20 protein-coding genes are annotated in these 19029 nt (G+C 61.0%); 11 read left to right on the plus strand and 9 right to left on the minus strand.

What is annotated here, in order from left to right:
* Positions 1-30 precede the first annotated feature (30 nt).
* The 4 genes from AC1DNW_RS24395 to AC1DNW_RS24410 all read right to left on the minus strand — a co-directional run bounded on the left by AC1DNW_RS24395 (position 31) and on the right by AC1DNW_RS24410 (position 1793).
* Entirely contained in the window at positions 31-252 is a 222-nt protein-coding gene (locus AC1DNW_RS24395) for a hypothetical protein (protein ID WP_113300277.1), read from the minus strand.
* Between the two features lie 41 nt (positions 253-293).
* Positions 294-704 carry an SRPBCC family protein gene (locus AC1DNW_RS24400; RefSeq protein ID WP_113311716.1) on the minus strand — a complete coding sequence of 137 codons (411 nt, stop codon included), beginning with the start codon at positions 702-704 and terminating at the stop codon, positions 294-296.
* Positions 701-1024 carry a metalloregulator ArsR/SmtB family transcription factor gene (locus AC1DNW_RS24405; RefSeq protein ID WP_113311715.1) on the minus strand — a complete coding sequence of 108 codons (324 nt, stop codon included), beginning with the start codon at positions 1022-1024 and terminating at the stop codon, positions 701-703. Before AC1DNW_RS24405 ends, AC1DNW_RS24400 begins: the two co-directional genes overlap by 4 nt.
* Positions 1025-1190: 166 nt before the next feature.
* Positions 1191-1793 (minus strand): superoxide dismutase, encoded by a 603-nt coding sequence (locus tag AC1DNW_RS24410; RefSeq protein WP_113300274.1) that lies wholly within the window; start codon positions 1791-1793, stop codon positions 1191-1193.
* A gap of 503 nt (positions 1794-2296) precedes the next feature.
* Here AC1DNW_RS24410 and AC1DNW_RS24415 point away from each other — a divergent pair.
* From AC1DNW_RS24415 to AC1DNW_RS24425, 3 genes are all read left to right on the plus strand, one after another.
* The gene (locus AC1DNW_RS24415) at positions 2297-3838 is read left to right on the plus strand and encodes a hypothetical protein (protein ID WP_477854609.1); all 1542 of its coding nucleotides are present in this window, start codon (positions 2297-2299) and stop codon (positions 3836-3838) included.
* Between the two features lie 135 nt (positions 3839-3973).
* On the plus strand, positions 3974-4624 hold the full coding sequence (locus AC1DNW_RS24420; protein WP_113311713.1) for a class I SAM-dependent methyltransferase: 651 nt from the start codon (positions 3974-3976) through the stop codon (positions 4622-4624).
* A gap of 162 nt (positions 4625-4786) precedes the next feature.
* Positions 4787-5518 carry a sulfite exporter TauE/SafE family protein gene (locus AC1DNW_RS24425; protein WP_113300271.1) on the plus strand — a complete coding sequence of 244 codons (732 nt, stop codon included), beginning with the start codon at positions 4787-4789 and terminating at the stop codon, positions 5516-5518.
* Here the strand turns inward: AC1DNW_RS24425 and AC1DNW_RS24430 are convergent.
* Complete coding sequence (locus AC1DNW_RS24430) at positions 5515-5862, minus strand: nuclear transport factor 2 family protein (protein ID WP_113300270.1); 348 nt, start codon at positions 5860-5862, stop codon at positions 5515-5517. The genes AC1DNW_RS24425 and AC1DNW_RS24430 overlap by 4 nt on opposite strands.
* A 192-nt stretch (positions 5863-6054) precedes the next feature.
* Between AC1DNW_RS24430 and AC1DNW_RS24435 the strand changes: the two genes are divergently transcribed.
* A complete protein-coding gene (locus tag AC1DNW_RS24435; protein ID WP_477854610.1) occupies positions 6055-7281 on the plus strand; it encodes an MFS transporter in 1227 nt (408 codons plus the stop codon).
* A 3-nt stretch (positions 7282-7284) separates the two neighbouring features.
* On the opposite strand, the gene AC1DNW_RS24440 is transcribed toward AC1DNW_RS24435, so the two are convergent.
* Positions 7285-7893 (minus strand): TetR/AcrR family transcriptional regulator, encoded by a 609-nt coding sequence (locus AC1DNW_RS24440; RefSeq protein ID WP_477854611.1) that lies wholly within the window; start codon positions 7891-7893, stop codon positions 7285-7287.
* 110 nt (positions 7894-8003) lie between these two features.
* Here AC1DNW_RS24440 and gstA point away from each other — a divergent pair, with 110 nt between their 5' ends.
* Both gstA and AC1DNW_RS24450 read left to right on the plus strand, forming a co-directional pair.
* A complete protein-coding gene (gstA, locus tag AC1DNW_RS24445) occupies positions 8004-8687 on the plus strand; it encodes a glutathione transferase GstA (RefSeq protein WP_113311710.1) in 684 nt (227 codons plus the stop codon).
* 153 nt (positions 8688-8840) lie between these two features.
* Positions 8841-9812 carry an NADP-dependent oxidoreductase gene (locus AC1DNW_RS24450; RefSeq protein ID WP_477854612.1) on the plus strand — a complete coding sequence of 324 codons (972 nt, stop codon included), beginning with the start codon at positions 8841-8843 and terminating at the stop codon, positions 9810-9812.
* Positions 9813-9863: 51 nt separating this feature from the next.
* Here the strand turns inward: AC1DNW_RS24450 and AC1DNW_RS24455 are convergent, their stop codons facing one another.
* A complete protein-coding gene (locus tag AC1DNW_RS24455) occupies positions 9864-10766 on the minus strand; it encodes a LysR family transcriptional regulator (protein ID WP_113300265.1) in 903 nt (300 codons plus the stop codon).
* Positions 10767-10903: 137 nt separating this feature from the next.
* On the opposite strand from AC1DNW_RS24455, the gene AC1DNW_RS24460 reads away from it, so the two are divergent.
* From AC1DNW_RS24460 to AC1DNW_RS24470, 3 genes are all read left to right on the plus strand, one after another.
* A complete protein-coding gene (locus tag AC1DNW_RS24460; protein ID WP_113311708.1) occupies positions 10904-12118 on the plus strand; it encodes an HlyD family secretion protein in 1215 nt (404 codons plus the stop codon).
* 77 nt (positions 12119-12195) lie between these two features.
* Complete coding sequence (locus AC1DNW_RS24465) at positions 12196-13833, plus strand: MDR family MFS transporter (RefSeq protein WP_113311707.1); 1638 nt, start codon at positions 12196-12198, stop codon at positions 13831-13833.
* 30 nt (positions 13834-13863) lie between these two features.
* Positions 13864-15060 carry an adenylate/guanylate cyclase domain-containing protein gene (locus AC1DNW_RS24470; protein ID WP_477854613.1) on the plus strand — a complete coding sequence of 399 codons (1197 nt, stop codon included), beginning with the start codon at positions 13864-13866 and terminating at the stop codon, positions 15058-15060.
* A gap of 97 nt (positions 15061-15157) precedes the next feature.
* Here the strand turns inward: AC1DNW_RS24470 and AC1DNW_RS24475 are convergent, their stop codons facing one another.
* Positions 15158-16045 (minus strand): branched-chain amino acid aminotransferase, encoded by an 888-nt coding sequence (locus AC1DNW_RS24475; RefSeq protein WP_113311706.1) that lies wholly within the window; start codon positions 16043-16045, stop codon positions 15158-15160.
* Between the two features lie 250 nt (positions 16046-16295).
* Here AC1DNW_RS24475 and AC1DNW_RS24480 point away from each other — a divergent pair, with 250 nt between their 5' ends.
* Together AC1DNW_RS24480 and AC1DNW_RS24485 are read left to right on the plus strand one after the other, a co-directional pair.
* Complete coding sequence (locus AC1DNW_RS24480) at positions 16296-17336, plus strand: zinc-dependent alcohol dehydrogenase family protein (RefSeq protein WP_477854614.1); 1041 nt, start codon at positions 16296-16298, stop codon at positions 17334-17336.
* Positions 17337-17442: 106 nt separating this feature from the next.
* Positions 17443-18351 (plus strand): adenylate/guanylate cyclase domain-containing protein, encoded by a 909-nt coding sequence (locus tag AC1DNW_RS24485; RefSeq protein WP_113311705.1) that lies wholly within the window; start codon positions 17443-17445, stop codon positions 18349-18351.
* A gap of 3 nt (positions 18352-18354) precedes the next feature.
* Here AC1DNW_RS24485 and tetR read toward each other — a convergent pair whose 3' ends face one another.
* Complete coding sequence (gene tetR / locus AC1DNW_RS24490) at positions 18355-18966, minus strand: tetracycline resistance transcriptional repressor TetR (RefSeq protein WP_113311749.1); 612 nt, start codon at positions 18964-18966, stop codon at positions 18355-18357.
* Positions 18967-19029 lie beyond the last annotated feature (63 nt).

Here is a 19029-nt window from a genome sequence, read left to right on the forward strand (position 1 = left end):
GGCTTTTTGACAAAATGCCCGTGCGATGCCTCACCCTGCGGCCGAGCCCTGCTCCCGGCGACCGGCAAGATAGGGCAATGCAAACATATAGAGGCCGCTAAACAATAGCAGGAAGAGCGGTGGTAGCGGCGAGTAGACCACGAAGGCCGGCGGAGTGCCCACCGCCATGGTGGCGAAGTTGGCAATAACAGTCACCGTGAAGATGATCGACAGCCAACGATGAAGCTGACGGATGGACTTGTTCCAGTTCATTGTTCTTCCTCCTCAAACGATCAGACGCCGGGCGTCCTGCGTCAGTCGGCGCGCGCCACAACCTGCTCCAGGTTTTCGAAGAAACGCTGCCAGCCGAACTTGGCGCCCTGATAGGCCTGTTCCTGATCCGGACGGAAGCCAGCCTGTTCCATGCGCAGATGGGTGCCCGATCCGGCGGGGGTCAGCGTCCAGGTGACGGTGCTTTCGAGACCGTAGGCATCCCAGGTGTAGGAGAGCGTCCTGTTCGGCTCGATCTCCAGAACCCGGCAATCGACGGAGCCCCATTCCGCGCTGAGCTTGAAGCGGTGGTCCGGAACGGGCTTGAAGTCGTTCTTCATCAGCCATTCCTGGATCAGATGCGGCTGGGTGAGCGCACGCCAGATCTTTTCCGGCGGGAAAGCAATCTCCCGTTCGACGATGACGGAGCGGATTTCAGTCGAGGTTTCGTTCATTGGTCCATCCTTTTGAGCAAATCTTCGAGATCGTCGAACCGCTTTTCCCAGAAGCTGGCCATCTTTGTCGTCCAGTCCGCCAGAGGGGCAAGCGCCTTGATCTCAACGCTGTAATGGGTTTGGCGGCCTTCGTGGCGATCGCGCACCAGACCGGCGCCCTTCAGCACCGCCAGATGCTTGGAGACAACCGGCTGAGAGACGCCGGCCCGCGCCGTCAGCGCGCCGACCGTCTTCTCGCCTTCGCGGCACAGGCGCTCGAAGATCGCCCTTCGGGTCGGGTCTGAAAGCGCCCTGAAAAGCGCATCATGGGCATTCGACATGTGAATTCATACCCGTTTGGCTATGGATTGATTTATAGCCAAACGGGTATGAATAAGTCAAGCGGTTTTCAAAGGTGGAATTGCTGGGCGGACCGGATTGCCGMAGAAACGAAAGCACCCGGCGCTTGTGGCGCCGGGTGCTGAAAAGCCGGATGCTCGGAAGAGCTTACTTCGTTGCCGCTTCGTAGCGCTCCAGGACGTAGTCCCAGTTGATCAGGCTGTCGACGAAGGCTTCGAGGTACTTCGGACGAGCGTTGCGGTAGTCGATGTAGTAGGAGTGCTCCCAAACGTCGACGCCGAGGATCGGGGTGGCGCCGTGAACGAGCGGGTTTTCGCCGTTCGGGGTCTTGGAAATCTCGAGCTTGCCGTTCTTGACGGAAACCCAGGCCCAGCCGGAGCCGAACTGGGTGGCGCCGGCATTGGCGAAATCGGCCTTGAACTTGTCATAGCCGCCGAGGTCGGAAGTGAAGGCAGCTTCGAGCTTGCCCGGCAGCTTGTTGCCGCCGCCGCCCTTCTTCATCCACTTCCAGAAATGGATGTGGTTGTAGTGCTGGGCAGCATTGTTGAAGAGGCCGGCATTGGTGCCGAAGGACTTCTTGACGACGTCTTCCAGGGAGAGATCGGCCAGGCCGGCTTCCGCTGCAAGCTTGTTGCCGTTGTCGACGTAAGCCTTGTGATGCTTGTCGTGGTGGAACTCCAGCGTCTCCTTCGACATGAAGGGAGCAAGGGCTTCGTAGTCATAGGGAAGTTCAGGCAATTCGAAAGCCATATCAGATCTCCTCTTGGCAATAGATTGCGTCATCGGCAGGTGAGGCGGAACATAGGAGGGGAACCACGGAGTGGCAACCGGCGAATTATCAAAAAACAACGACTTCGAGGAAAAATTGCCTCTCTCCAATGGGCTCTCTTCAAAAGCGCAAATCACAGGCAGTGCCGCGCGTTGCGGGATTTGAAACCAGGAGGACTGCAAACAGGAAATTGGCATGCAGAGGAATAAATCCCTCTCCTGGCGGCGCTCACATTCCCGTAATCGCGTCCGGAAAATGAGGCACGCTCGCGTCTCGTCATCGCGCTTAGGGGCCGCCGGCGGGATTTCAATAAAAATCTGTTAATTTCTTTCGGACGCTTTTGACAGGCGACGAATAGCGCGTCTTAGATGCAATCCAAGGCTATTGGAGTGCGTTAGCACAACCTTCGATAGGGTTTACTTAATTAGCATCGCATAAATCATTTCAGGGACTTCTGACATCAACTTCGGGGCGTGTGATGGTCATGAGCTTTTTTCGTCGTAATGAAGAACCCGTCAAGCCGGGTTTGAGAATATCCAGCCATCGCCAGATGTTGTCCGTCACCGAACAGACGGCCCTCGTGGACAAGCCGCCAGTGCAGTACAGCGTTTCGGAAGTCGATGATTTCCAGGCTTTCGGCACGGTGATCGAGGAGAACAAGCAATCCTCCGAGGAGCTGCTGGTCAGCCTGACGTCGCTGCAGGAGCGGGTTTCCTCGCTGCTTGGCGCACACACCCACTCGCTCAACGAAACGGGCGCGCTGAGGGCCGAATGCTCGCGTCTCGGCTCATTGCTGGACTACGAGAGCAATGCACGGCGCAAGGCCGATCAGGAAAACCAGCGCCTGACGGTCGACAACAAGGAGCTGAAGCTCGACAGCAGCCAGCTTCGCGTGGAGGCCGGCACCTACCGCGAAGAACTGGTGAAGCTGCAGGGCGTGCACGAGCTGACGCGGGAAGAATTCACCGTCGTCGAGGCCCGGCTGATCGACGCCGAACGCGAGATTCGCGACAGGGCGCTGCAGTTCGACGAGGTTTCCTCACAGCTTCGCCGCACGCAGCAGGACCATGATGCCCGCAGCCGCGAATTGGCGACGACCCGCGAAAAGCTGGAGCTGGAAACCACGGCTCATCAGTTGCTCGTCGAAAGCTCGCGCCGCGAAAACAGCATTCAGCTTCGCGAGCTCGCGCGCCTCAACGAGGAGCGCAGCCACCTCAAGACCAACCTTTCGGAGCATGAGGCGCTGACTCGCGGCCTGCAGTCCTCCGTCGCCAATCTGAAGCAGGATCTAACCGCTTCCGAGGAGCGCTACCGCCGCCTCGAAGCCGAATTCGAAACGCTGGAAACCTCCTCGACGCTCGAAATCGCCAATCTGCGTACCAGGCATGAGGCGATCGGCTCCAAGGCTGAACTCGTCGAAAAGCTGCTGTCGACCGCCAACAGCCGCAACAAGATGACGGACGAAGAGCTGCAGTCCACCCGCGTCGAACTGAAGCGCAGCAAGTCCGAGCTTGCCACAGCTCTGGCGCGCCTGGAACGGATGACCGACGAGATCAACCGCGTGCGCCTCAACGGCACGGAAAGCGAAGCGGCCCGCCGCGAGCTGGCCGCCCATAGCAACGATCTGGTGATGAAGCTGCGCGAGGCCGAAAGCTACCGCAACAAGCGCGACCGCGAGATCGAAGCCTTCAAGCATGAACTCGATACGCGTCTGGATACCGACCGATACGAAATCAGCCAGCTCCGGACGAGCCTGGAAATCGCCAAGTCGGAAATCCGCCAGCTCCGCGCCGAACGCGCTATCCTCAGCGGCCAGCTCGAAGTGGCGCGCGGCGATCGCCCAAGCCTCGCAGACGCCCTGGCCGTCGAAGAGCCTGCGAAGGAAGAGGTCCGCATGCCGACTGCCACCTTCGCTCCGATGATCGATATTTCCAACAAGTCGCTGCGCAACGGCATGATCGCCGGCTCCGTCAATGACGAACTCTCCGCCATCGAAGCCAATCTGCGCACGCCGCCGGCAGAGTGATCGAGACTTTCTTCGACGGGAAGAGAACTTTCCGCCGAAGGCAAAAGCAGCACCCCTGACAGCCCTCCGCCATGCAGCCCGGAACCGGAGCCTGCCTTCATGAGTTTGAAGGCAGGGTCTGGAGGAGGCGCTCACATGGAACATGTCCAAAATCGGCCTGAGGATCAGCAGAAAATCTATCAGCGCTGGGCACCGGTCTATGACCGGGTCTATCGCGGTCTCCTGCGCGACGGGCATCGCACGCTGGCGAGGCTTGCCGCTGAYGCCGGTACTGACATTCTGGAAATCGGCGTCGGCACCGGACTGGTGCTCTCTCATTATCCGCGCCGCTCCCGGGTGACGGGCATCGACATTTCCGAGCATATGATTGCCAGGGCGCGGGAAAAAGTCATCCGGCAGAAACTTTTCCATGTCCGGCAATTGCAGGTGATGGATGCCCACGCGCTGGCCTTCGAGGACCGGTCCTTCGATGCGGTCTGCCTGCCCTTCGTCATCACGCTCATCCCYGAGCCGGAACGGGCGCTCAATGAATGCGCCCGTGTTCTGCGGTCGGGCGGCGAGATCATCCTGGCCAGCAAGCTCGGCGACGGCGCCGGGCTGCAGGGTGCGATCGAGGAAGCCGTGGCGCCGCTCGCCCGGCGCATCGGCTGGAGCTCCGCCTTCCGGATCCGGAGAATCACCAACTGGGCACGCGAGAGTTGTTTCGATTCCATTGAAATATTGCCGGTTTTCCCGAACGGCTTCTTCAAGGTCGTTCGCCTCAAACGGCGCGCACAGGATGCTTGAGATGGAACTTTTTTCGTCCCAATGCGTGTCGCGATCTTTCAGATTCGCTTCCACGCTTTAGGTCTTTGTTTTCTGCATGTCGCAATCGCAAAACCGCAGCATAGTTTGCGCAACGTGCTTCAAGCGTGTTTTCAGTCGGGCTTTCGCTCGCCGGGGATCTTGATGACCACGGATTTCTTCCTCTTCATCGTCGTAGGTTTCTGCGCGCAGATCATCGATGGCGCGCTCGGCATGGCCTTCGGCGTGCTCTCCACGACCAGCCTGCTGGCGCTTGGCGTGCCGGTCGCCAATGCCAGCGCGATGACGCATGTGACGGAGATGTTCACGACGGCCGCATCGGGCATTTCCCATGCCTGGCACCGGAATGTCGACTGGAAGCTCGTGGCGCGGCTCGCACCCGCCGGCATGATCGGCGGGGCGGTCGGCGCCTTCCTGCTTGCAAACGTCGAAGGCAAGATGATCGAGCCTTTTGTCTCGGCCTATCTGATCGCCATCGGACTTATCATTCTCTGGAAGGCTTTCCACCCGACGCCCAAACGTAACGTGCATGATTGGATGGTGCCACCCGTCGGGCTCTGCGGCGGCGTGCTCGATGCCATCGGCGGCGGCGGATGGGGACCGATCGTCACCAGTTCGCTCGTCGGCCGCGGTCACGATCCGAAGCGGGTGATCGGCTCGACCAACTTCACCGAATTCGCGGTGACGCTGATCATCTCGATCACTTTCGTCCTGACGCTCGGCTGGTCGGAACTCGGCTCGGCGGTGGGCCTGATCATCGGCGGGGTGATCGCTGCCCCCTTCGGCGCGATCCTCGTCAAGCGGCTGCCGGTGAAACCGCTGATGATCGCGGTTTCGATCATCATCATCGCGACGTCGGCGATCCGGTTCTTCTAAGCGGTGTTGCGGCCGAAATAGACGTCGACGGCTGCTATCCTGTCGCCGTCGAAACGGAAGCTCTCGATGTTTCGGAACGCTTTGCCGTCGGTCATCTCCGCCCGGTAGCGCACGACAGCCTCATCGCCACGGACCACCAGGAATTCGATATCGAAGGCATTCAGCTCCGGCTCGTTCGGCCAGCAGCGCTCGAAATAGGTGGCTCGGTCGATATGATCATCCTGCGGGCTGGAGAAGGTGAAGTCCTCCGTCAGCATCGCGCCGACGATATCCTTCCGACGATCCAGATAGGCTGTATAGAGATTGCGCAGCATTTTCGCGCGGTCCTCATCTCTGTCGCTCATGACTGCTACTCTTTTGGAATTCTGATTGCATATTGCAATCAGTTAGGGGCGAAATTATGACTTTCAATCCCTTTTGCCGTTGGCGGCAGGTCGGATCGGGCGGAATCCGTCCTTGGCAGCCCCCAGGGTGATGCGTAAAGTGAGGATCGCTTCATCTTGGCCGCGGCCAGACTGTACCGAAGAAGATCCGCAATGACCGACACCCAATGGGACGCCGCAAAGGCGGCGCCCGGCTCCGCCTACTGGAAACGCAATCTCGTCATCTCGCTCGTGGGCTCGTTCACGACCATCGTGGCGATGACGCTGCTTCTTCCCTTCCTTCCGCTTTATGTGGAGGAGCTTGGCGTGAGCGATCATGCGGCGATCGTGCAGTGGTCGGGTATCRCTTATGGCGCGACCTTCTTGGCCGCGGCCTGCGTGGCGCCGATCTGGGGTCGGCTGGGTGACATCTATGGACGCAAGCTGATGCTGGTGCGCGCCAGCCTCGGCATGACCATCGCCATCTCGCTGATGGGCATGGCCGGAAATATCTGGCAGCTCGTGGCACTGCGCCTCTTCGTCGGCCTCGCCGGCGGTTATGCCTCCGGGTCGATGGTGCTGGTGGCGACACAGACGCCGAAGGACCGCTCCGCCTGGGMGCTCGGTGTGCTCTCATCCGGAATCATGGCTGGCAACCTTGTCGGCCCGCTGATCGGCGGGGCGCTGCCGCCCATCATTGGCATCCGCGGCACATTCCTGGCCGCAGGCGGCATGATCTTCCTTGCCTTTCTCGCCACCACTTTCCTCATCAAGGAGGAKAAGTCGGCGGCCCGCAAACAGGCGGCCAAGGCGTCCGGCGGCTGGAAATCCATTCCCGACAAGGGGCCTGTTGTCGCGATGCTGGTGACTGGCCTGCTGCTGATGCTCGCCAACATGTCGATCGAGCCGATCATCACCGTCTATGTGGCGCAGCTCGTGCCCGATCAGGGTCGGGTGACGATGGTCGCCGGTATCGTCATGTCGGCAGCGGCGCTCGGCAGCATTCTCTCGGCTTCGCGGMTCGGCAAACTTGCCGACCGGATCGGCCACTGGCCGGTCATTGCCGGCGCGTTGGCAATAGCAGGCCTGCTGCTCATTCCGCAGGCCTTCGTGACCGCTTCGTGGCAGCTCATCGCCCTGCGTTTCCTGATGGGTGTGGCGCTCGGCGGGCTCCTGCCCTGCATCACCGCCGTCATCAGGCATAGTGTGCCGGATAGCGCGGCCGGCAGCATCCTCGGCCTTTCCATCTCTTCGCAGTATGTGGGTCAGGTTGTCGGGCCTGTTCTCGGCGGTTTCGTCGGCGGGCATATCGGCATGCCGGCGGTGTTTCTCGGCACCTGCGTTCTACTGCTCGCAGGCGCGGGCTTTGCGTGGTTGGTGCGGCCAAAGGAAGAAGCCTGATCGTCAGGCTTTTCCGCAGATCATCTCGACGCCGGATTGCGCCAAAGCCTCCAGCGTTTCACGGCTATCGCCGGCTCGCGCGCGGACAGCAAGCGAATGCATGATGGCCGAGGCGAGCTTTGCCAACATGTGAGGATCGGCACCACCGGGTAGTTCGCCGCGCTCCCTAGCGAGCGTCATGCGTTTCTCGATCTCGCCGTMAAAATCGTTGAGGCTGCGGTTCAGCACATCCCGAACGCGCTCGTGCTGGATTGCTTCGGCCGTTGCGGTGCCTATGAGGAAGCAGCCGCGTGCGGCCGTTTCGCCGTGAAGATAGATATCGAGGGCGCGACCGTAGACACGCGCTAGATTTTCGCGAAGCGTCAGCGATGGATCGAGAGCGTCTGCCAGCACGCCCATGCTTTCCGCTCTATAGCCCTCCAGGGCATCAAGGTAGAGATTCTCCTTGTCACCGAAAGCGCCGTAGAGGCTTGGACGGTTGAGCTGGGTGGCGGCACTCAATGTATCCAGCGATGTGCCGGCAAAGCCCCGGTCCCAGAACACCTCCCTCACCTTTTCCAATGTCACTTTCGCATCGAAGGCCCTTGGGCGGCCACGTTTCTTCTCGCTCATTTTGTACCGTTTCGCATAAAATAATTGACCAAGTAAATTTTATGCGAAATAGTACAAATGTCCAACGGATTGATGCGCGCCGGTCTTGYACCGCGCAGGAGGAGGAACCCATGAGGCTCTACATGCATGCAGCGGCCTGTTCGCTTTCGCCGCATATCGTCTGCCGGGAGCTGGATATCGATATCGAGCTCATCACTGTCGATCGAAAGACGCATCGAACCGGCAACGGCGAGGATTACCTCGGTATCAACGGCAACGGCTATGTACCGGCGCTGGTGCTCGATGACGGCAAGGTGCTGACGGAGGGACCGGCGATCGTGCAGTTTCTTGCCGATAGTGTTCCTGACGGGAGAAAGATGTTGCCCGAGATCGGCAGCTTTGGCCGCAATCAGGTGCAGTCCCTACTGAACTTCATCACGTCAGAACTTCACAAGCCGATGGCCATGCTCTTCAAGGCCGACTATGCAACAGCACATGAGGCAATGCGCGCCGTCGTTCACAAGCGCCTCGACTGGATCAATGCAAGGCTTGCCGGCCCCTATCTCACCGGCGGGGATTTCACTGTCGCGGATGCCTATCTCTTCGTCTGCCTGAACTGGTCGCCCTGGATAGAAATCGATCTCGATCGTTTTCCCGCGCTTCCTGCCTTCATGAAGCGTGTTGCGGCCCGCCCGGCCGTGCAGGCGGCGTTGAGCGAGGAAGGGCTGATGGCCTTCAATGCCGGCGGCAACTTCTTTGCGCCGATCGCCTATATCCAATCCGCCGGATATGTCGGCTCTCCGGTCCGGCCGTGATAGGATGCCGGTCCCGCGGGTAGCACCGCCGGACCGGATTATCCTCCGATGCTTGATAATCCTTCCCAAGCAGCATGGATTATCGAAAGCCTTCGATGGCGGCATCTTCACTCCATCGAAACCGGAAGCCCGGTTCACACAAAGGAGCGAACGATGAGCACCATAGCGGAGAATGCCGCGCAGACGGGTAGAACCATGAAAGCCTACAGGGTTCATGCATTCGGACCGCCGGAAGTCATCATCGCCGAGGATGTCGAGATCCCCGCGCCCGGCAAGGACGAGGTTCTGATCAAAGTACACGCGGCCGGTGTCGGCCCTTGGGATGGCTGGATCCGTTCGGGAAACAGTGCCCTGCCCCAGCCGCTGCCGTTGACGCTCGGTTCCGATCTCTCGGGCACGGTCGAAGCGGTCGGCGACGGTGTTACGCATGTGACCCGCGGCGATGCCGTCTATGGCGTCACCAATCCCCGCTTCATCGGTGCCTATGCCGAATATGCGATCGCGGCAGCGGGCATGATTGCCCTGAAGCCCGCAAGCATTGGCCATATCGACGCCGCCTCGATCCCCGTCATCGCGGCGACCGCAAAGCAGGCGCTGTTCGATCACGCGAAGCTCACCGCCGGGCAGACGGTGCTGATCCACGGTGCGGCAGGCAATGTCGGGGCCTATGCCGTGCAATTCGCCCGCAAGGCCGGGCTGAAGGTGATCGCCACAGCCAGCGGCGGCGATATCGAGACCGTCAAGCGGCTCGRCGCCGATGTGGTTGTCGATTTCCGCAGCCAGCGCTTCGAGGATTTCGCCCGCGATGTAAATGCAGTCATCGATCTTGTCGGTGGGGAGACCCAGGCACGCTCCTTCCCGGTGCTGAAGCGTKGCGGCAAGCTGATTTCCGCCGTCTCGCAGCCGGATCAGGATCTCGCCAAAGCGCATGGCGTCGAGGCCTTATTCTTCCTCGTCAAGGTCACGACGAAAGAGCTGAGCGAAATCGCTGCGATGGTCGATGATGGCGAACTCGAAACCAATGTCGGTGATGTGCTGCCACTCGATGCGGCGATCGCGGCGCATGAAATGCTGGAAGGCAAACGCGCGCATGCCAAGGGCAAGATCGTGTTGGACGTCAGGTGAGAATGACCTCGGACGGGCGTCCGGCGGAAAACAGTCCCGGCGGACGTTTTTTCACGCCATCCATTTGCGGTGTTCGGCAAAACGCTCCACCAGCATATCGAGGAACAGCCGCACCTTGGTCGGAAGATGGCTGCGGTTCGGATAGACGGCGTTGATATGGATCTCAACGCCGCGATAATCCGGCATCATGCGCACCAGGCGACCGGCCTCCAGATCCTCGAAAACGACGAAGCTTGGGGCGAGGAAGATGCCCTGCCCATTCAGTACCAGATAGCGCAGTGTCTCCGCGCTGTTGGAAATTATGCTGCCGCCCACTTTGACGCTCGCCAGCCGCCCCTCTGCATCCTCGAAGCGCCATTCCTCGCCAAAGGGATAATAGGCATATTGCAGGCAGTTGTGCTCGGCGACTTCAGCCGGCGTCGTCGGCATCGCGTGGGTCTTGAGATAATCCGGCGAGCAGACGAGGAAGTGCCGCCATGGCGTCAGCTTGCGCGCGACGAGGCTCGAATCCGGAGATGGCGTGGTGCGGATCACCAGATCATATCCGTCCTCGATCATATCAATTGACCGCTCGCCGATGTTGAAATCGATCTGGACCGCCGGATAGAGCGTCATGAATTCATTGATGACGGGCAACAGGAAACGGACGATGGCGCTGCTCGTATAGAATCTGAGCGTGCCACGCGGCGTGGAGCTCAATGCGCCGGCGGCGCGATCCGCCTCTTCCAGATCGGCCAGGATCTGCGACGAGCGCTCATAGTAATATTTGCCGGTTTCGGTCAGGCTGACCTTGCGCGTGGTGCGGTTCAGAAGCCGCACTCCAAGGCGATCTTCCAATGATTGCACATGGTTGCCCACCATGGTCACGGACATGTTGAGGCGCCGCGCGGCAGCCGAAAAGCCGCCGCATTCCACCACCCGACCGAAGACTGTGAGGCTGGTCAGCCGATCCATATCGCTCCTCGATTATCCGCTGAGAGTTGATGATCTTTCCCGAAAACAGCAGATTATCAGAAACAATGTCCGGGTCCATCTTCCTCCCATCGAACAGGGCTTCGCACGAACGGGGCCAAGACGAATGGAGAAGGACAATGGTCGAACTGCCCCGCAACGAAGTTTTCAAGAACGTCCAGCAGGCCGGAACCGCCCCCACCGCGGAAGCTTCGGCACCGACCGCGGAAGCAATGGCTGCAGCAGCAGCGACCTCAGAAACCCCGAAGAAGACCGGCCGCAAACTCATCAAGCGCGCCGTCCTCGCCGCGGCCCTGCTTGCCGGCGTCGCCTTCGCCGGCGATTTCGGCTATCGCTACTGGACGGTCGGCCGCTTCGTCGAATCCACCGACGATGCCTATGTGAAGGCCGACTACACGACCGTCGCTCCGAAGGTCGCCGGCTATATCAAGCAGGTCCTCGTCAACGATAACGATACCGTCAAGGCCGGTCAGGTTCTCGCCCGCATCGACGATCGCGATTTCCAGGCCGCCCTCTCGCAGGCCAAGGCCGATGTGAAGGCTGCCGAGGCTGCGGTCACCAATCTCGATGCGCAGGTCGCGTTGCAACAGTCGATCATCGGACAGGCGCGCGCCACGCTTAACGCATCGCAGGCTTCGCTTACCTTCGCCCAGTCCGATGCCGACCGCGCAAGCCGACTGATCACCAACGGCGCCGGCACGCAGTCCCGCGCCGAGCAGAGCCAGTCGCTGAAAGATCAGGCCGCGGCCGCTGTCGAGCGGGATCAGGCTGCATTGGTTGCCGCTGAGAACAAGGTACCGGTGCTGCAGACGCAGCGCGAGCAGCTGCTCGCTCAGCGCGACCGCGCCGCAGCCGCTGCCAGCCAGGCCGAGCTCAACCTCTCCTATACGCAAATCGTTGCTGCCGTTGACGGCACGGTCGGCGCCCGCTCCATCCGCGTCGGCCAGTATGTCAGCTCGGGCACGCAACTGATGGCAGTCGTGCCGCTGCATGCCGTCTATGTCGTCGCCAACTTCAAGGAAACGCAGCTGACCTTCGTGCGCCCCGGCCAGACGGTGGAGATCAAGGTCGATAGCTTCCCGGATGTCGCCATCAAGGGCCACGTGGACAGCGTCTCACCGGCAAGCGGCCTCGAATTCTCGCTGCTGCCGCCCGACAATGCCACCGGCAACTTTACCAAGATCGTGCAGCGCATCCCGGTCAAGATCGTCATCGATGACGAACGCCTTGCCGGCCTGCTGCGCTCGGGCATGTCTGTCATCCCCGATATCGATACCAAGGCCGCTCAGACCTCCGCGGCCGAGGAGGAAGGATTATCCACTCCTGCTGGATGATCCTTCCATTTCTTCCTCTGACATCACCCAAACAGCGTCATGAGACAGTTTTCCGCAGAGCGGGAAGGAGATAAGTCATGGCTACGCTTCAGATCGCCGCAAACAGCAACTCGGTCGCGCGCCCTGGCGCCGCGATCGTTTCCGCTACGGCCGTCCTCGCTGCCGACCCCGCCATGAGCCCGCTTCGCATGTGGACAGCTGTCGTCGGCTCCACGCTCGGCGCCTTCATGGCGATCCTCAACATTCAGATCGTCAATGCCTCGCTTGCCGACATCCAGGGCGCCATCGGCGCCGGCACTGACGATGGCGGCTGGATCTCGACCTCGTATCTCATCGCTGAGATCGTTGTCATTCCGCTCAGCGCATGGCTCGCCCGGGTCTTTTCGGTCCGCAACTATCTGTTGGTCAATGCGGTGCTCTTCCTGATCTTCTCGGTTGCCTGTGCCTTCGCGGTCAATCTGCAGCAGATGATCATCCTGCGCGCCATCCAGGGTTTTTCCGGCGGCGTGCTGATCCCCATGGCCTTCACCATCATCATCACGCTGCTGCCCAAGGCCAAGCAGCCGATCGGCCTGGCGCTCTTTGCCCTTTCGGCAACGTTCGCACCGGCAATCGGCCCGACTATCGGCGGCTACTTCACCGAAAACTGGGGCTGGGAATATATCTTCTATATCAACCTCGTGCCCGGCGCGCTGATGGTGGGTATGCTCTGGGCTTCGCTCGACCGTGCGCCGATGAATCTCGGCCTGCTTGCCAAGGGTGACTGGCCGGGCATCATCACCATGGCGATAGGGCTTGCAGCACTTCAGACCGTGCTGGAAGAAGGCAACAAGGAAGACTGGTTCGGCTCGGATTTCATCGTCCGCCTCTCGGTTATCGCTGCGGTTTCGCTGACACTGTTTCTGGTGATCGAGCTGAAGACCGCCCATCCGCTGCTGAACCTGCGCCTGTTTGCCCGCCGTAATTTCGGCTTCGGCATCCTTGCGAATTTTCTGCTGGGCATCGCGCTCTATGGCTCGGTCTTCGTGCTGCCAATCTACCTGACCCGTATCCAGGGCTATAATTCCGAACAGATCGGCCTGGTGCTTGCCTGGACCGGCATCCCGCAGCTGCTGCTGATTCCGCTGGTGCCGCGCCTGATGAAGCGCTTCGACATTCGCCTGCTGATCGTCGTCGGCTTTGCCCTCTTCGCCGCTTCGAACTTCATGAACGTGTACATGACGGGCGACTATGCGAGCGACCAGCTCTTCTGGCCGAATGTCGTGCGTGCCGTCGGTCAGGCGCTTGTCTTCACGCCGCTCTCTGCGATCGCCACCGCAGGCATCGAGCCGGGAAATGCCGGTTCGGCTTCCGCCCTCTTCAACATGATGCGCAATCTCGGCGGCGCGGTCGGCATCGCCTCGCTGCAGACCTTCCTGTCGAAGCGCGAGCAGTTTCACTCGAACATCCTGACCAACTCGGTCTCCGTCTTCGAGGAAGCTACCCGCGATCGCGTCGCCAGGATGACCGCCTATTTCATGAGCCACGGCGTCAGCGATCAGGCGCTTGCCACCCACAAGGCGGTCGTTGCCATTGCGCTGAAGCTGCGCAAGCAGGCCAATATCATGGCCTTCAGCGACACCTTCTTCCTGCTCGGCGTCGCCCTGGTCATCGCCCTGCTTGCCAGCCTGCTTCTGAAGAAATCCAGCCAGATCTCCGGTGGAGGCGCTCACTGAGCGCCCCTGCCCCAGTGTAGGAGAACACCCATGACCACCCTCCTCGACATCGACTATGCCGTTGAAACCAAGGCACCCGCCGGCAGCCGCCACACGACTGCCGTGCTCGACCTCATCGAATGGCTGACTGGCGACGAATGTCATGCCCTCGACGAGGCAGGCCTCGTCTCCGGTCTCGGCCGCCGCCTGCGGGCGCTCGGCGTTCCCGTCGATCGGCTGACGCTGCATCTCATGACCCTGCACCCGGAATTCATCGGCCGCACCATTGCCTGGGCGCCGGGTGAACCGGTGGAGATCCATGACCGCGAGCATGGCGCGCGCCTCGCCATCGCCAACACGCCGCTGCACAAGGTTTTCGAAACACGCGAGATGCTGATCGTGGGACCGGGCCAGAGCCCTCATGGTCGTTGGCAGCATCTCGACGTCTTCACCGGACGCGAGCTCGTGCAATTGATGATCGCCCCACTCTGCAACGCCGACGGCCCCGTCAGCGCCGCCATTTTCGGCACCAAGCGGCCGGGCGGGTTCACCGCCCATGAAATGCAGGTGATCGAACGTATCGTGCCGGCGCTACGCAATACCAGCGAACTCCGCATTCTGCGTCAGGTCGAGCTMAGCCTGCTCGACACCTATATCGGGCCGATGACGGCAAGCCGCATTCTGGCCGGCCGCATCCGCCAGGGCGAGATCGAAACCATGMAGGCCGCGCTGCTGCTCTGCGACTTGCGTGGCTTTACCGAACTTTCCAACCGCTTGCCGGGAGACACGGTGCTCGGCTTGCTGAACGCTTATTTCGACCGAGTCATTCCGGCGATCACGCGAGAAGGCGGCGAAGTGCTGAAATTCATGGGGGACGCGGTGCTTGCCTTCTTTCCCGGCTTCGATGCCACCCGTACCTGCAATGCAGCACTCTCGGCGGCGCGAGCGATCCTCGAAGCGCTGGATGGCTTCAATTATGACGGCATCGGCGCCAAGGCTGGCATCGCCTTGCATCACGGCGAAGTCAGCTACGGCAATATCGGCTCCGGCCGGCGGCTGGACTTCACGCTGATCGGCGGCGACGTCAATCTCGTCAGCCGTATTCAGGGGGCGTGCAGCGAACTTGGGGAGGCGCTGCTGATGTCCGAGGCGTTTATTGAAGAGGCAAAGCCGGAGGACGCAGTATCGGTGGGAAGCCATCGGCTGAAGGGCTTTCCGGACGAGGTGGAGCTTTATACCGTGAAGTGAGGCCCTCGCTCGTTGACCCAGCCCTTCGCATGGCTCAGGGCGTTCGTGACTGCGATCGATTCACTGGATCAATTACTGCCGCTACGCGACACATCACTCACTCCTCGTTCCCCCCGCGGCCGTAGGCCCAGTCCATGTAGAGGTCGAGCGCCTTGCGGGTGAAAGGGCCTTCCTGGAAATTGCGGCCGTCGAGCCTGTTGACCCCGACGACCTTGGAATAATTGCCGCTTGTGAAGATCTCGTCGGCGCCCATGAAGTCCTCGACCGAGAGCGTCGCCTCGCGTACGTCGAAGCCGGCCTTGCGCAAGAGGCCGATGACGCGCAGGCGCGTGATGCCAGCGAGGAAGGTACGGTTGGCGACCGGGGTGAAGACTACGCTATCCTTGACCATGAAGACATTTGAGGAAGCGGTTTCGACCACATTGCCGTTCATGTCGCGCATCAGGGCGTTGTCGAAGCCACGGCCTCTCGCCTCGGCAATGGCGCGACCGCTGTTCGGGTAGAGCGCGCCCGCCTTGGCGTCGGTCATCGCGGTTTCCGGCGTCGGGCGACGGTAGGGCGACACGGTGAGCGAGGAACCGCCGTGGCCGCCCATGGCCGCCTCGAACAGGCAGAGCGCGAAACGCGTGGATTCGCGATCAACGGTCACAACGCTGCCCGGCGAGCCGTGCTCACCCCAGTACATAGGTTTGATATAGATCGGCGTCTTGCCGTCGAACTTCTTCAACCCGTCCCAGGCAAGCGCCTCGATCTCTTCGGCCGTCTTGACCGGCTTCAGGCCCATGGCAACGGCAGAGCGGTTGATACGCTGGCAATGCAGGTCGAGATCGGGTGCGATGCCATCGAACCAGCGGGCTCCATCGAAGACGGTGGAGCCGAGCCACATGGCATGCGAAGTCGGCCCGATCAGCGGCGGGTTGCCGGCAATCCACTCTCCCTCGACATAGGTCCAGGTGGTCGTGCGGGGTGACGTATCGACGGACATGGCGCTCTCCTTCTGAAGTCGGCAAAGCAAAATCCTCCATGCCGGGGACGGTCAAGCGCAAATTGACGGTTGAAACATCGAAGCAAGAAAATGCCCGATAGTGCGCTAGGATTGAAATATTGATGCGCGTGTCTTGGTCCCAAAGCGATGGGTCTATAAAGGAAAATGATGGATAGGCGACTGGATCGAGCCCCCCGCCGCATGTCATCATGGATGAGGAAAAGCGTGTGCGGGGCCAGGAGAGAAACCGATGAAAGCCATGTATTACGAAGCCTTCGAACAGGCGCCGGAGATCCGCACCGTGCCGKATCCGACACCTTCGGAAGATGGCGTGGTCATCAAGGTCGGCGCGACAGGGCTTTGCCGCAGTGACTGGCACGGCTGGATGGGGCATGACCCTGATATCCGCCTGCCGCATGTGCCGGGGCATGAGCTTGCGGGCAAGATCGTGGCGACGGGCAAGGGCGTGGTGCGCTTCAAGGTCGGCGACCGGGTGACAGTGCCCTTTGTTTCCGGCTGCGGCCACTGCAGCGAATGCCATTCCGGCAACCAGCAGGTCTGCCCCAACCAGTTCCAGCCGGGCTTCACTCACTGGGGTTCGTTCGCCGAATATGTCGGCATCGATTATGCCGACACCAATCTGGTGCATCTGCCCGAGAGCGTGGATGATGCGACGGCGGCAAGCCTCGGCTGCCGCTTTGCGACCTCCTTCCGCGCCGTTGCGGATCAGGCGCGCACCGGACCGGGCGAGTGGATTGCGGTGCATGGCTGCGGCGGTGTCGGCCTTTCGGCGATCATGATCGCCAGCGCGCTTGGGGCCAATGCGATCGCCATCGATATCTCCGTGGAAAAGCTGGCCTTTGCGCGCGAGTGCGGGGCGGTGGCAACGATCAATGCCTCCGCAGTTGGCGACGTACCGGAAGCCGTGCGCGAGATCACCAAGGGCGGCGCGCATGTGTCCATCGACGCGCTTGGTCATCCCGCCACCTGCTTCAATTCGATCAAGAACCTGCGCCGGCGCGGCCGCCATGTGCAGGTGGGCTTGATGCTCGGCGAGCATTCCACACCGCAGATCCCGATGGCGCAGGTGATCGGCCACGAACTGGAAATCTACGGCAGTCATGGCATGCAGGCGTGGCGCTATGACGCCATGCTAGCGATGCTCGCCGCAGGCAGGATTGCGCCGCAGAAACTGATCGGCAGGCGTATCAGCCTTGCGGAGGGAGTGCCGGCGCTGATGGCGCTCGACAAGGCCGAGGGTACCGGTATCAGCGTGATTACGCAGTTCTAGGACGGTGGGACGGCAGTTTGCGCCTGGGCGGACTACCGGATACGAGGTTGCGGCCCCACCTATTTGTGACGAAGCCGCCGGCCCGCCGGCGGCGATGGGGGAGTCCATGAGCGAAACACAACGCAAGCTGACGACGATCTTTGCTGCCGACGTGCAGGACTATACGCGTTTGATGGGCGAGGATGAGGAAGGCACGCTCGCGATGTTGAAGCATTATCGCGACGCCATGTCCCGCCTGATCACCTCGCATGGCGGACGGGTGGTCAATACCTGGGGAGACGGGCTGCTTGCAGACTTCCCAAGCGTCGTCGAAGCGGTTCGGGCAGCAATCGACGTACAGAATGAGCTTGCCGGCAAGAATGCGGCGCGACCCACGGATGGGCGGATGCTCTTCCGCATCGGCATCAATCTTGGCGATGTCATCGTCGAAGGCGACGATATCTATGGCGATGGCGTCAATATCGCCGCGCGGCTGCAGGCTTCGGCACCGGCCGGCGGGATCGTGATCTCGAACACTGTCTATGACCAGGTGCGAAACAAGGTGGCCGTCGGCTTCGACTTTCTGGGGCCTCTGGATATGAAGAATGTCGCCGATGCCGTGCCCAGTTATGCCGTGCGCATCGGCCATGTCAGTGCAGAGTCGCAGAAGCCGGCAGCCGTTCCTGACCGCCCCGTCGAGAGGCCGAGGTCCAGACCAGCGCCAGCCCCGCGCGGCAGGCTGAACAAGCTCGGCGGCATCCTCGCCGTCATCGGCGCCATGCTCGTCGTCATCAATATTGCCAGCTGGGAAGGTGAGTTTTGGGCCGTCTGGCCGCTACTTGCCTTCGCCTTTCTGGCGGCCATGACATGGGTGCGTATTCAAGACCGGTTCGATCAGCGCATCGCAGCACTTGCCATCGTTGGGGTTGGCCTGATCGCCATCAACATGCTGACATGGCAAGGAACTTTCTGGGCAATATGGCCGCTGCTGGGGCTCTCGGTCGCCGCCGGCATCCGCTGGGCGATGCGCGACTGAGGCTCAGGCGTGTCGCGCCAACCGAAATGCGGCGCCGTCGATCATCATCTGCAACCCGGCTTCGAAGAAGGCCTCGTGCCCGTAGTTGCGGTAATGCGTAATCGCCCGGCGCGTCAGCGGGAAAGCGATTGCAGCGGCATCGAGCTTTTCCTGCTCCGGCGGCGGGTCGGCCTGCTCCTCGATGACGCAGCCAACGGTGTAGCGATCGACCGCGACGAGCAATTCCATGGCGAATTCCACCTCCATGCCTGATTTGACGAGGATCGCGATATGGGCTTCGATATTGGCAAGATCCTGCGGATCGGCTTCAGTACCGGCATGCACCCGACCACCGTCGCGGTAGCTCAAGAGCGTGCGGCGGAAATTGCGGGCATTGTCGAGCATGAATTCCCGCCAGTCATCTGCCGAGGCCGGCCAGTCGTGTGTGTGGCCCCGCGCCATGATCTCCTCAGCCATCGCCTCGACAAGCGCCCGCTTGCTCTTGAAGTGCCAGTAGAGGGCAGGCTGGCGCACATTCAGCCGCTCGGCAAGCATGCGGGTGGAAAGGGCATCGATGCCCACCTCGTTCAAGAGCTTCAGCGCTTCGTCGACGATCTGCGCCCGATCCACTTTCATCGTTTTCGAATTCCCTGTTGCCATCTCAATTTATCAGCGATAAGGAACTTATCAGTGATAAAT

The organism is Rhizobium sp. 05L429 (assembly GCF_056397645.1).

Excerpts from the sequence above, each read along its gene's own strand:
- AC1DNW_RS24395 (WP_113300277.1), bottom strand. The coding sequence starts at position 252 with ATGAACTGGAACAAGTCCATCCGTCAGCTTCATCGTTGGCTGTCGATC.
- AC1DNW_RS24400 (WP_113311716.1), bottom strand. The coding sequence starts at position 704 with ATGAACGAAACCTCGACTGAAATCCGCTCCGTCATCGTCGAACGGGAG.
- AC1DNW_RS24405 (WP_113311715.1), bottom strand. The coding sequence starts at position 1,024 with ATGTCGAATGCCCATGATGCGCTTTTCAGGGCGCTTTCAGACCCGACC.
- AC1DNW_RS24410 (WP_113300274.1), bottom strand. The coding sequence starts at position 1,793 with ATGGCTTTCGAATTGCCTGAACTTCCCTATGACTACGAAGCCCTTGCT.
- AC1DNW_RS24415 (WP_477854609.1), top strand. The coding sequence starts at position 2,297 with ATGAGCTTTTTTCGTCGTAATGAAGAACCCGTCAAGCCGGGTTTGAGA.
- AC1DNW_RS24425 (WP_113300271.1), top strand. The coding sequence starts at position 4,787 with ATGACCACGGATTTCTTCCTCTTCATCGTCGTAGGTTTCTGCGCGCAG.
- AC1DNW_RS24430 (WP_113300270.1), bottom strand. The coding sequence starts at position 5,862 with ATGAGCGACAGAGATGAGGACCGCGCGAAAATGCTGCGCAATCTCTAT.
- gstA (WP_113311710.1), top strand. The coding sequence starts at position 8,004 with ATGAGGCTCTACATGCATGCAGCGGCCTGTTCGCTTTCGCCGCATATC.
- AC1DNW_RS24455 (WP_113300265.1), bottom strand. The coding sequence starts at position 10,766 with ATGGATCGGCTGACCAGCCTCACAGTCTTCGGTCGGGTGGTGGAATGC.
- AC1DNW_RS24460 (WP_113311708.1), top strand. The coding sequence starts at position 10,904 with ATGGTCGAACTGCCCCGCAACGAAGTTTTCAAGAACGTCCAGCAGGCC.
- AC1DNW_RS24465 (WP_113311707.1), top strand. The coding sequence starts at position 12,196 with ATGGCTACGCTTCAGATCGCCGCAAACAGCAACTCGGTCGCGCGCCCT.
- AC1DNW_RS24475 (WP_113311706.1), bottom strand. The coding sequence starts at position 16,045 with ATGTCCGTCGATACGTCACCCCGCACGACCACCTGGACCTATGTCGAG.
- AC1DNW_RS24485 (WP_113311705.1), top strand. The coding sequence starts at position 17,443 with ATGAGCGAAACACAACGCAAGCTGACGACGATCTTTGCTGCCGACGTG.
- tetR (WP_113311749.1), bottom strand. The coding sequence starts at position 18,966 with ATGAAAGTGGATCGGGCGCAGATCGTCGACGAAGCGCTGAAGCTCTTG.